This is a genomic window from Streptomyces sp. NPDC050636 (genome assembly GCF_040654775.1).
GTDB lineage: Bacteria > Actinomycetota > Actinomycetes > Streptomycetales > Streptomycetaceae > Streptomyces.
This window is the reverse complement of record NZ_JBFAIP010000004.1, coordinates 153496-165172: the sequence shown is the minus strand read 5'-3', so window position 1 is coordinate 165172 and position 11677 is coordinate 153496. Positions and strand designations below refer to the sequence as shown.

Below are 11677 nucleotides of genomic sequence, written 5' to 3'. Positions count from 1 at the left end.
CGGAGCAGGATCAGTCATGAGCAATCGCAACAACCAGGCCAACAAGCAGGCAGCCCGTGAGCGGCTGCGCGCCGAGCGTGAGCGGCAGGCGAAGAAGGAGCGGACCCGCAGGCAGCTGATCGTCGGCGGCGCGGTCGTCGCGGTGCTGGCGGTCGCCGGCGGGATCGGCCTGGCGGTCGTCAATGCGGGCGGCGGCAACGGTGGCGGCGGCGCGAGCGGCGACGTCTGGGCGAAGGCCGCGAAGGCCCCGCTCGTCAAGCCGGCCAACACCAGCGGCACCGGTGGTACGGCCATCGTCATCGGCAAGCCGGACGCCAAGCACACCCTCTCGCTCTTCGAGGACGCGCGCTGCCCCGGCTGCGCCAACTTCGAGCAGAAGGTCGGGGAGACGGTCCAGAAGGACATCAAGGACGGCAAGTACAAGGCGTCCTTCCACCTCGGCACGTTCCTCGACGCCAACCTCCAGGGCACCGGCTCCAAGAACGCGCTGAGCGCGATGGGCGCCGCCCTCAACGTCGGCCCGGACGCCTTCCTGGAGTACAAGCAGGCGCTGTTCTCGAAGGAGTTCCACCCCGACGAGGCGGGCCCGGACAAGTTCGCCGACGACAGCTACCTGATCAAGGTCGCGGACACCGTCCCGGCACTCAAGGGCAACGCCGCGTTCCAGAAGGCCGTCAAGACCGGCACCTACGACCGGTGGGCGCTGACCGTGTCCGACGCGTTCAACAAGGTCAAGGACGTCACCAGCACCCCGACCGTCAAGCTCGACGACACGGTGCTGGGCACCGACACCCCGCAGGGCAAGGCGGCCCCGTCCGATCCGGCGGCCTTCACCACCATGGTCGACAAGGCCATGAAGTCCTGACCCCGGCCTAGGGCTTGGCCCGGCCACCGACCCGGCCAAGCCCTGGCCCAATGGGCCCCATCAGGTCGTGACCCCGGCCGGCGCGCCTCCCGCGCCGGCCGTTGCCACGTCCCGGGACCCATCTCGATGCCAAATCTTGACCCGGGCCGGTGCCGTGCCCATGGCAGACTCCCGGCATGGAGGGGACGGGAGTTCGCCCCGGGGCCCGGCCAGGGGCCTCGCCGGGAGTTCAACTCAGGGCGGTGCGGGCCGCGTTGTTCACCGCGCTGTGCGTCACCCTGTCCGCCACGTCCCATGTGCTGCTCTCCGGCGCCCCGTTGCCGCCCGTGACGGTCGCCGCGATCTGCGCCGCCGTCTTCACCGCGGCGTACGCGCTGACCGGCCGGGCACGCGGATACGGCCGGGTCGCCGCGCTCCTGGTGCCGCTGGAGCTGGCCGCCGACACCGTCTTCACCGCCGGGCAGCACACCTGCTACGGACCGGCCGGCGGCCCGGTCACCGGCCCGCTGCACTCGGTCGGCGTCGATCTGCTGTGCCGGGGCGGCGAGTTGGGCACTCCGCTGGCCCGGGTGGCGGCACTCCCCCACAGCCTCAAAGGCATGGGAGGTGCCCCCATTGAGAGCCCTCCCGTGGTACCCGCAGCCGCTCCCTGGCTGCTGCTCGCCGCCCATGTGGCCGTCGGCCTGCTCGCCGCCCTCTGGCTGCACCGCGGGGACGCCGCGCTGGACGCTCTGCTGCGTGCGACGGCCGCCCACGCGTTCCGGCCGCTGCTCATCGCGGTAGCGGTGGCCGCGGGCGCGCCGCCCCGGCTCCGCCGCGGGATCCGGCCGCCGCACCCGGCGCCGCCCGCCCGCCCGCTCCCCCTGCTCGCGCACTGCGTACTGCGGCGCGGCCCTCCCCGTACGGCCGCCGCCTGAGCAGTCCGTACAAGCCATCAGCTCTTCACAGCACCGAGGGGATCGGGACACACCCATGAGCAACCGCAACAGCCAGAGCAACAAGTCGGCCGCCCGCGAGCGGATCCGCGCCGAGCGCGAGCGGCAGAAGAAGAAGGAGCAGCTGCGCCGCCAACTCATCGTGGCCGGCACGGTGGTCGGCGTGCTGGCGCTGGCCACCGGGGTCGGCTTCGCCGTGATGAAGGCGAACGAGCCCACCGGCTGGGAGGCCGCCAAGGAGGCCAAGCTGATCAAACCGGCGCACACCCAGGGCAAGGACGGCACCGAGATCCTGATAGGCGACAAGAACGCCAAGGAGACCCTGGAGGTCTTCGAGGACATCCGCTGCCCGTCGTGCGCCTCCTTCGAGCAGAGCACCGGCGAGACCCTGAACAAGGACATCAAGGACGGCCGCTACAAGGTCCGCTTCACCATGTACTCGTTCATCGACGGCATGGCGGGCGGCGAGGGCTCCAAGAACGCGCTCAGCGCGCTCGGCGCGGCGCTGAACGTCAGTCCGGAGGCCTTCCTGAAGTACAAGGCGGCGCTGTACTCCGTCAAGTACCACCCCGATGAGCGGGAGGACGTCTACGGCAAGGACTCCGAACTGCTCAAGGTCGCCGCCGCGGTACCGGAGCTGAAGAACGACAAGGCCTTCGCGACGGCGGTCAAGAAGGGCACCTACGACCCCTGGGCGATGAAGATGTCGGACCTGTTCGGCCGCAAGGGTGTCCGGGGCACGCCGACCTTCATGCACGGCGACAAGAAGCTGGTGATGGACAAGATCCCGCAGCAGCAGATGACGCAGGCGCAGTACAACGCCCTCGCCGACGCCAACTTCAAGAAGATGATCGACAAGGAGTTCGGCCCGGCCAAGGGGACGGACGCGGGCAAGGACGACGGCAAGGGCGACGACAAGGGCACGGACGGCGGAAAGGGCATCCGTGAGGGCGAAAAGGACCCGACGCGCAAGAACTGAGCGCCCGGCACGGTCCGCAACGTGCGGGTTTTGAGTGCCCCGTAGGGAACGGGTGGGCGAATTCTCGGGATTCCCCGTGAATCGCCCTCCCGAACCTTCCTACCGGCCAGTAGGGTGATCGGCCGTGACCGATCATGAGCAGATCTCCCGCCGCACCGCCGTCACGGCCGTAGCCGCCACCGCCGCACTGCTGCCCTTCGCCGGCGCCGCCACGGCGTACGCCCAAGAGACCAAGGACCACAGCGGGTTCTTCCAGCACGGCGTCGCCTCCGGTGACCCGCTCCCCGACGGCGTCCTGCTGTGGACCCGCGTCACGCCGACCGCCGCGGCCACCCCCGGCTCCGGCCGCGGCCCGGCCACCAAGGTGGGCTGGCAGATCGCGACAGACGCAGACTTCGCCTCCGTCGTCGCGCACGGCAGCGTGACCGCCTCCGCCGCCGCCGACCACACCGTCAAGGCGGACGTCCGCGGCCTGCGCCCGGCCACCCGCTACTACTACCGCTTCACCGTGGACGGCGAGCACTCCCCCGTCGGCCGCACCCGCACCGCGCCCGCCCACGGCTCTGCGGCCGGCAACGTCCGTTTCGGCGTGGTCTCCTGCGCCAACTGGGAGTCCGGCTACTTCTCCCCGTACCGCCACCTCGCGGCCCGTACCGACCTGGACGCGGTGCTGCACCTCGGCGACTACATCTACGAGTACAAGTCGGGTGAGTACCCGGACTTCAAGTACGTAGTACGCCCGCACTCCCCCGCCCACGAGCTGCTCACGCTCGCCGACTACCGCACCCGGCACGGCCTCCACAAGACCGACCCCGACGCGCTGGCCATGCACGCCGCGCACCCGGTCATCGCCATCTGGGACGACCATGAGTTCGCCGACAACGCCTGGTCGGGCGGTGCGGTCAACCACACCCCGGACAGCGAGGGCGCCTGGTCGGCGCGGATGGCCGCCGCGAAGCAGGCGTACTTCGAGTGGATGCCGGTCCGCCCCTCCATCGCCGGCACGACCTACCGCAGGCTGCGCTTCGGCAGTCTCGCCGATCTGCATCTGCTGGACCTGCGGTCGTTCCGCGACGAGCAGGCCAAGCCCGGCAGCGGCGCGGTCGACGACCCGAGCCGGACGCTCACCGGACGGGCCCAGCTGGACTGGCTCAAGGCCGGTCTGGAGCGCTCGGACACCGCCTGGCGGCTGGTCGGCACCTCGATGATGATCTCGCAGATGGCGTTCGGCTCCATACCCGCGCATCTGCTCGGCCCGCTCGCCGAGATCCTCGGCATCCCCAAGGAGGGCCTGGCGGTCAACACCGACCAGTGGGACGGCTACACCGACGACCGCCATGAGCTGCTCAGCCACCTCAGCGACCGCGGCATCGACAACACGGTCTTCCTGACCGGCGACATCCACATGGCGTGGGCCAACGATGTGCCGCTCAAGGCGGCGACCTACCCGGCCACCCGGCCGGTGGCGACGGAGTTCGTGGTCACCTCCGTCACCTCCGACAACGTGGACGACTTCCTGCATGTCGCCCCGCACACCGTCTCGCTCGCCGGCGTCGCCGCCATCAGGGCCGCGAACCGGCATGTGAAGTGGCTGGACATGGACTCGCACGGCTACGGCGTCCTCGACGTCAGCGCCGAGCGCACACAGATGGACTACTTCGGCATCTCCGACAAGACCGACCCGAACGCCACCAGCGAGCTGCTGCGCTCGTACCGCACACGGTCGGGGACCCAGCAGGTGGAGCGGGCCGACCAGCCGGTGGGCTGAGCCCGGGACGCCGGGAGCCCGGTCTCAGCCCCGGGCCCCCTCGCCGTGCGGCCCCGGCCCCGGAGTCACAGCCCGGCCAAGAACCCCAGCGCCACCTTCCAGGCGCTCTCCGCCGCCTCCGCGTCGTAGTCCGGCAGGTCGGGATCGGTGAAGAGATGGCCGGCGCCGGCGTAGCGGAAGACCTCGACATCCGCGCCGGCCCGGCGCATCTGGAGGTACCAGGCGTTCAGCCAGTCGTGCGGCTCGTACGGGTCCGGGTCGGCGACATGCAGCTGTACGGGCAGGTCGTCGGCCTCGGTGCCGTCCGCGATGTCGGAGGTGCCGTGCAGCAGGAGCAGCCCGCGGGTCTTCTCGTCGGCGAGCGCGAGGTTCTGCGCGACCGCGCCGCCGAAGGAGAAGCCGGCGTAGACCAGGCCACGGTCGGAGTGCGGCGCCACGGCCGTGACGGCCCGCTTGAGCAGCTCCTCCTTGCCGATCTCTTCCTTGATGGCCATGCCGTCCTGCACCGATTCGGCGGTCCGTCCGTCGAACAGATCGGGGACGATCACCTCGTGTCCGGCGGCCCGCAGCCGGTCCGCCGCGGCATGCACCGCGGGGCGTAGCCCGCACACCGAGTGAAACAGGACAATCGTCAAAGACCCGCTGGTCGGGGACTCGGCGGAGGCCGGCACTGACATCACTTCCCTGGAGTTGGATCGCACTCCCCCCATCGTGCCAGTTACGGTCGGTGGGACCGGCACGAGCACACCGCACCGCTGCCCGAGCGGTCCCGTACACCGCACCGAGGAGGACCCGTGTCACTGGAGGACGTGCTGCGTCCGATCGCCGTGATCGGTGGCGCGATCGTGGTCACGCTCATCCTGGGCTGGCTCGCCGACCGGGCGCTGCACCGGATCGACGCCGCGCACCCGGAGACGCCGCTGTGGGAGCAGCTGCGCCGCTGCCGGATCCCGCTGCAAGTGGTGCTGTGCGCGGCCCTGTTGCGCGGCGCGTACGACGAGACCGGGCTGGACACCGTCCAGCGGCACTCGACGGCCGTCGGCCGGGCGCTGTCCCTGATCATGATCGCGGCCGCCGCCTGGCTGCTCGTACGGGCCTCGGCGGCGGTCGTCGAGTCCTGGTACTCGCGCTACGCGGCGGGCACCCGGGACGCGGCGCGGGTACGGCGGGTCCGGACACAGGTGACGCTGATCCAGCGGGTGGTGACGGCCGTGGTGATCGTCGTCGCCGCGGCCTCGATGCTGCTGACCTTCCCCGAGATGCGGGCGGTCGGCACGTCCATGCTGGCGTCGGCCGGGCTGCTGGGCATCGTCGCCGGCATCGCCGCCCAGTCCACCCTCGGCAATCTCTTCGCGGGGCTGCAGATCGCCTTCGGCGACATGGTGCGGATCGGCGACACGGTGGTCGTGGACGGCGAGTGGGGCACCGTCGAGGAGATCACGCTGACCTTCCTGACCGTACGGACCTGGGACGAGCGCCGGATCACCATGCCGGTGTCGTACTTCACCGGCAAGCCGTTCGAGAACTGGTCACGCGGCGGGGCGCAGATGACCGGCACGGTGTTCTTCCACCTCGACCACTCCGCGCCGGTGGAAGCCATGCGGCAGCGGCTGCACAAGATCCTCCAGGAGTCCCCGGACTGGGACGGCCGGTCCTGGAACCTGGTGGTCACCGACACCACACCGTCCACGATCGTGGTGCGCGCGCTGGTCACCGCCCGGGACGGGGACACCATCTGGACGGTGCGCTGCGAGGTCCGCGAGCGGATGATCGAGTGGCTGCGGGCCGAGCACGCCTACGCGCTGCCGCGGATCAGCACGGCGGCGGCTCCGGCCGGGCCCGAGGAGATCCGGGTGGCACGGGCGGTCCGCCCTGACGGGAAACCGGACGCGAAGCGGCCGGCGGACTGAGCGCCCGCTACGGCGCGCCCCGCAGGCTCTTTATGTCCAGATGCCGCAGTACCCGGTCCACGACCTCCGGGTCGGCGCCCGGCTCGCTGCGGGCCGCGAGCACCTCGTGCCGGGCCGCGGAGAGCATCTCGCCCTGGATGCGCTGCACCTTCTTCATCCGCGTGATGCGCTTCTCGAAGAGCTCGCGCCGCTCGTCGTCGACGATGTCCGGCGCGATACGGGCACCGATGTCGTACGCGCGGCGCGCCAGCTGATCGCCGACCTCCTCGGGCAGCTCCTCGACCGCCAGGATCTCCTTCAGCCGCCGCTTGGACGCCTTGATGACCCGCAGCGCCAGCTCCCGCTCCAGCGCGTCCTCGGCATCGGTGTCGGCCCGCACCTTGAGCCTGCGCACCAGCCACGGCAGGGTGAGGCCCTGGACGATGAGGGTGGTGAGCACCACCGCGAAGGCGATGAAGAGGATCTCGTCGCGGACGGGGAAGCCGGACCCGCCGTCGATGGAGTACGGAATGGCCAGTGCCAGCGCCACCGAGGCCACACCGCGCATCCCGGACCACCACATGATGAGCGTCTCCCGCCAGCTCATCGGGATGTCCTCGTCGTAGTCGCGGCGCTTGTGCATCCGCTTGGCCAGCCAGGCCGCGGGCAGCAGCCACAGCAGGCGGACCGCGACGACCACGCCGACGACGACGGCGCCGGCACCGAGCAGCTGGCCCCAACGGCCGGACGCGGCCCCGAAGATGTTGTGCAGCTCCAGCCCGATCAGCCCGAAGGCGACGCCGGTGACCAGGGTGTCGACGATTTCCCAGAAGGTGTAGCCGGCCAGCCGGCCCATCACATCGTCGGCGTCCACCGCGTACTCGGCCAGGAAGAGCGCGCAGGTCAGCACCGCGAGCACGCCGGACCCGTGGAACTCCTCCGCCAGGACGTACGCGACGAACGGCACCAGCAGCGTCAGCCCGATCTGGAGCGTCGGGTCGCCGAGCATCCCCATCAGCTTGTTGGTGAGCCAGCCGAGCACCAGCCCGACCGCTATGGCGACCACCGCGGACAGCACCAGCGAGCCGAGCGCGCCGGGCACCGAGAACGTGCCGCTGACGGCCGCGGCGAGCGCGACGTGGTAGAGCACGATGGCGGTGACGTCGTTGAACAGCCCCTCGCCCTCCAGGATCGAGACCATCCGGCGGGGCAGCCCGAGCTTGCCGGCAACGGCCGTCGCGGCGACCGGGTCGGGCGGTGCGACCAGCGCGCCGAGCACCACCGCGGCGGCCAGCGGCATACCGGGCACCACGGCCTGGGCGACCGCGGCGACGGCGGCCGTGGTGGCGAAGACCAGCGCCACGGCGAGCAGGAAGATCGGCCGGAGGTTGGCGGTGAACTGCCGCCAGGACGTGCGCTGCACGGCGGCGTAGAGCAGCGGCGGCAGCACCACCGGGAGGATGAACTCGGGCGGGATCTCGACGTTCGGCACGAACGGCAGCAGGGCCAGAACGGCCCCGGCAAGGGTCATCAGCACCGGCGACGGCAGTCCCAGCCGGTCGCCGACCGGGACCATGACCACGGCTCCGAGGAGAAGGACGAACATCAGAGCCAGCTGGTCCACGAGGCTACGCTCCGGGGTCGGTTTCGATCACTGTCGAGGCACGGGAGGTTCCGCCCCAAGCCTGCCACGACGCCGTTCGGAACCCGCTCAGCCGGTGCGCAGCCGCCGGCGCATCGCCCGATGGGCGAGACCGCTGCCCTCGTCGAACTCCGGTCCGTACGCGGTGTATCCGAGCCGCTCGTAGAAGCCGAGCGCAGACACCTGGGCCTCCAGGTAGACCTCGGTGAGCCCGCGCCGCAGCGCCGCGTCCTCGACCGCGCGCACCAGGGCGACGCCGAGTCCGGTGCCACGGGCGGCGGTGGTGACGGCCAGCCGGCCCAGGACCGCGGTCAGCGCGTCATCGATGACGGCGGACGGGTACTTCTTGCGGGCGGCCGGTCCGTACAGGAAGCGCGCGGTGCCGGCCGGGCGGCCGTCGGGAGCGGTGGCCAGCAGATGCACGGCGTACACGTCGTACGCGTCCATCTCGATGTCCAACGGGACGCCCTGCTCACCGACGAAGACCTCGCGGCGGACGGCATGACAGCCCGTCAGATCGCCGTCGGCGACGATCTCGATGGCGTACGGGTTCATGCCGGGCCGCCGGCGCTCATGCGCCGGCCTCGCTACGGTCACTCACGCGCTCTCGTCCCGCACGGTGTCCAGGGCGTGCTGCAGGTCGTCGGGGTAGGAGCTCTCGAACTCGACCCAGCCCCCGTCGGACGGGTGCTCGAAGCCCAGCCGGACCGCGTGCAGCCACTGCCGGCCGACGCCCAGCCGCTTGGCGAGGGTGGGGTCCGCGCCGTACGTCAGGTCGCCGACGCAGGGATGGCGGTGCGCGGCCATGTGCACCCGGATCTGGTGGGTGCGCCCGGTCTCCAGCTTGATGTCCAGCAGGCTGGCCGCCCGGAACGCCTCGATCAGGTCGTAGTGCGTGACCGACGCCTTGCCCTCGGCGGTGACCGCCCACTTGTAGTCGTGCTGCGGGTGCCGGCCGATGGGGGCGTCGATGGTGCCGCTCATCGGATCGGGGTGGCCCTGGACCAGGGCGTGGTAGCGCTTGTCGACCGTACGCTCGCGGAACTGCTGCTTGAGCAGGGTGTAGGCGCGCTCGGACTTGGCGACCACCATCAGGCCCGAGGTGCCGACGTCGAGGCGGTGCACGATGCCCTGCCGCTCGGCGGCACCGGAGGTGGAGATCCGGTAGCCGGCCGCGGCGAGGCCGCCGATGACCGTGGTCCCGGTCCAGCCGGGGCTGGGATGCGCGGCGACGCCGACCGGCTTGACGATCACGACGATGTCGTCGTCGTCATGCACGATCTCCATGCCCTCGACGGGCTCGGCGACGATCTCCACGGGCGGCGCGGCCTGCGGCATCTCGACTTCCAGCCAGGCGCCGCCGCGCACCCGCTCGGACTTCATCACCTCGGCACCGTCGACCCGGACCTTCCCGGCTGCCGCGAGGTCGGCGGCCTTCGTACGGGAGAAGCCGAACATGCGGGCCAGCGCGGCGTCGACGCGCTCGCCCTCCAGGCCGTCCGGTACGGGCAGGGTGCGGATCTCGGGAATGGTGCTCACCCCACGAGTATGGCAGTCCCGTCACGGTGTCCTGCCCAGCGGCGGCTCCTGGGCCCCGGGGCCGGGGCCCGAGGGCCTGTGGACGGACAGAGACGGCCGGTCAGTCCTTGTGCACCGTGCCGTCCGGGTCGAGCCCGCGGAAGGACAGAATCACGATCAGGAAGCCGCCGCAGACGATCCCGGAGTCGGCGAGGTTGAAGACCGCGAAGTGCGCCGGGGCGATGAAGTCGACCACCGCGCCCTCGAAGACGCCGGGCGAGCGGAAGAGCCGGTCGGTGAGGTTGCCGAAGGCGCCGCCGAGCAGCAGCCCGAGCGCGATGGCCCAGGGCAGGCTGTAGAGCTTGCGCGCGATACGGGCGATCACCACGATCACGGCCGCCGCGATGATCGTGAGGAAGATCGTCAGCGCCTCGCCCATGCCGAACGCGGCGCCGCGGTTGCGGATCACCTCGAACCGCAGCAGCGACCCGATGACGTGGATGGGCGCGTGGTGCTCCAGCTTCTCGACCACAATGATCTTGCTGCCCAGGTCCAGCAGGTAGACGAAGGCGGCGACGAGCAGCAGCGCGACGATCCGCCGCTTGCCCCGGTCCGCGCTCTGCTCCGGCTCCGCCGGCTGTCCCCCTTCGGATCCCGGCGCGGGATCCGCTCCGGAACCCGGCTCGGATTCCGGCGTACCGGTGATGCGTTCCGCCTCTGCCACGTGTGAGTCCCTCAGCCCGTTGAGTCCGCGCCAGGCCGCGCCTGGCTCAGAGCCCGTCCGCGAACCCGGGACTTTCCGGCCGGGGTTCGCAGGGCAAGCTCTGAGGACGAGAGTACGGCACAGCCTTACGGCCGCGGCGGGAACGGGTGCCGGTCACGACGAGGTGGCTGCCGCGTCAGCGCCGCTCCTGCTTCTGCTTGCACTCCACGCACAGCGTCGCGCGCGGGAACGCCTGCATCCGCGCCTTGCCGATCGGCTTGCCGCAGTTCTCGCACAGCCCGTACGTGCCCGCGTCCAGCCGGCCCAGCGCCCGCTCGGTCTGCTGGAGCATCTCGCGGGCGTTGGAGGCCAGCGACAGTTCGTGTTCGCGGGCGATGTTCTTGGTGCCGGTGTCGGCCTCGTCGTCGCCCGCGCCGTCGCCGTCCCGCATCAGTCCGGCGATGGCGTCCTCGGACGCGGTGATCTCGGCGCGCAGCCGTCCCACCTCGCCCATCAGCTCGGCCCGCGCCGCGGCGACCTCGCCCGGTGTCCAGGGGTCCTCACCGGGCCGTACGGCGAGCTCTTCCGGCGTCGCGGCCACCCGGGCCTTGGGCACCGCGGTTTCATGACGGGGCGCCTTGCCGTGCGCCCTGGCCGCCGGCGCGGTCTTCTTCGCCACCACCGTCTTGGCTCCCGTCTTCTTCGCAGGCACCGCTGCCTCCTTGGCCGTGGTCTTCTTCGCCGCTTTCTTCGCGGTCTTCCCTGCGGTCGTCTCCGCGGTCTGCTTTGCGGCCGTCTTCTTCGCCGCCGTCTTCTTCGTGGCCGCTTTCTTCGTGGCCGCTTTCTTCGTCGCCGTCTTCTTCTGCGCTGTCGTCCGGGCGGGCTGTTTCGCGACGGCCTCGTCGGCAGGCGTCGTGCTCTGCTCCGCGGCGGTCTTTTTCGCCACCATGGCCGCGACCCCTTCACATATGTGATCTTGTTCGCGAATCGTGACGGGAACGATAAATCGCCGCACGGCACGCGGCAACGGGACGCACCGCCCGACGGGTCCGGGCCACCCCGCCTGAAGGCGGGGTCTGCCTCGGTTGTGCCCCGCTCCCCGCCCCGTAATCCGGCAGATCATCCCGGCCGGGGAGAGACCCGCACCCCGGCCCCCGGCGTCTCGCCATTCGGGTCACGCCGCGGCACACACCCGGCAAGCACCCCCCGGCCCCCGCCCCTCCCCTCCACTCCCTCGGCTCCGGGAAAACCGGTCGGCCGCTGTCGTCGCGGCCCCGTACACTGGGCCCAGCGAAAGGCATCGATGGGACGAGTAGCGTCGTACGCAGCCAGGAGCGACCCGGGGACGGTGCGAGCCCGGGGGCGTGCACGACGTGAA

11 protein-coding genes are annotated in these 11677 nt (G+C 71.2%); 5 read left to right on the top strand and 6 right to left on the bottom strand.

The genetic code is table 11. The features are described from left to right. The first annotated feature begins 16 nt into the window (after positions 1 to 16). From AB0I10_RS06685 to AB0I10_RS06670, 4 genes are all read left to right on the top strand, one after another. Entirely contained in the window at positions 17 to 865 is an 849-nt protein-coding gene (locus AB0I10_RS06685; protein WP_363151224.1) for a thioredoxin domain-containing protein, read from the top strand. A gap of 176 nt (positions 866 to 1041) precedes the next feature. Further along, the gene (locus tag AB0I10_RS06680) at positions 1042 to 1782 is read left to right on the top strand and encodes a hypothetical protein (protein WP_363151223.1); all 741 of its coding nucleotides are present in this window, start codon (positions 1042 to 1044) and stop codon (positions 1780 to 1782) included. A 55-nt stretch (positions 1783 to 1837) separates the two neighbouring features. Beyond that, positions 1838 to 2779, top strand: a complete 942-nt coding sequence (locus AB0I10_RS06675; protein WP_363151222.1) for a thioredoxin domain-containing protein — start codon at positions 1838 to 1840, stop codon at positions 2777 to 2779. Positions 2780 to 2903: 124 nt separating this feature from the next. Continuing rightward, the gene (locus AB0I10_RS06670; RefSeq protein ID WP_363151221.1) at positions 2904 to 4547 is read left to right on the top strand and encodes an alkaline phosphatase D family protein; all 1644 of its coding nucleotides are present in this window, start codon (positions 2904 to 2906) and stop codon (positions 4545 to 4547) included. Positions 4548 to 4612: 65 nt separating this feature from the next. Here AB0I10_RS06670 and AB0I10_RS06665 read toward each other — a convergent pair whose 3' ends face one another. Next, positions 4613 to 5224 carry a dienelactone hydrolase family protein gene (locus AB0I10_RS06665; protein ID WP_363151331.1) on the bottom strand — a complete coding sequence of 204 codons (612 nt, stop codon included), beginning with the start codon at positions 5222 to 5224 and terminating at the stop codon, positions 4613 to 4615. Between the two features lie 123 nt (positions 5225 to 5347). Between AB0I10_RS06665 and AB0I10_RS06660 the strand changes: the two genes are divergently transcribed. Continuing rightward, positions 5348 to 6457: a mechanosensitive ion channel domain-containing protein gene (locus AB0I10_RS06660; RefSeq protein ID WP_363151330.1), complete on the top strand. Its 1110-nt coding sequence runs from the start codon at positions 5348 to 5350 to the stop codon at positions 6455 to 6457. Positions 6458 to 6464: 7 nt separating this feature from the next. On the opposite strand, the gene AB0I10_RS06655 is transcribed toward AB0I10_RS06660, so the two are convergent. The 5 genes from AB0I10_RS06655 to AB0I10_RS06635 form a co-directional block, all read right to left on the bottom strand. Continuing rightward, a complete protein-coding gene (locus AB0I10_RS06655; protein ID WP_363151220.1) occupies positions 6465 to 8060 on the bottom strand; it encodes a Na+/H+ antiporter in 1596 nt (531 codons plus the stop codon). A gap of 87 nt (positions 8061 to 8147) precedes the next feature. Further along, positions 8148 to 8633: a GNAT family N-acetyltransferase gene (locus tag AB0I10_RS06650; RefSeq protein ID WP_363151329.1), complete on the bottom strand. Its 486-nt coding sequence runs from the start codon at positions 8631 to 8633 to the stop codon at positions 8148 to 8150. A gap of 42 nt (positions 8634 to 8675) precedes the next feature. After that, positions 8676 to 9617: an RluA family pseudouridine synthase gene (locus tag AB0I10_RS06645; protein ID WP_363151219.1), complete on the bottom strand. Its 942-nt coding sequence runs from the start codon at positions 9615 to 9617 to the stop codon at positions 8676 to 8678. A gap of 100 nt (positions 9618 to 9717) precedes the next feature. Then, positions 9718 to 10320 carry a signal peptidase II gene (lspA, locus tag AB0I10_RS06640; RefSeq protein ID WP_363151218.1) on the bottom strand — a complete coding sequence of 201 codons (603 nt, stop codon included), beginning with the start codon at positions 10318 to 10320 and terminating at the stop codon, positions 9718 to 9720. A 175-nt stretch (positions 10321 to 10495) separates the two neighbouring features. Then, the gene (locus tag AB0I10_RS06635; protein WP_363151217.1) at positions 10496 to 11248 is read right to left on the bottom strand and encodes a TraR/DksA C4-type zinc finger protein; all 753 of its coding nucleotides are present in this window, start codon (positions 11246 to 11248) and stop codon (positions 10496 to 10498) included. Positions 11249 to 11677: the final 429 nt, after the last annotated feature.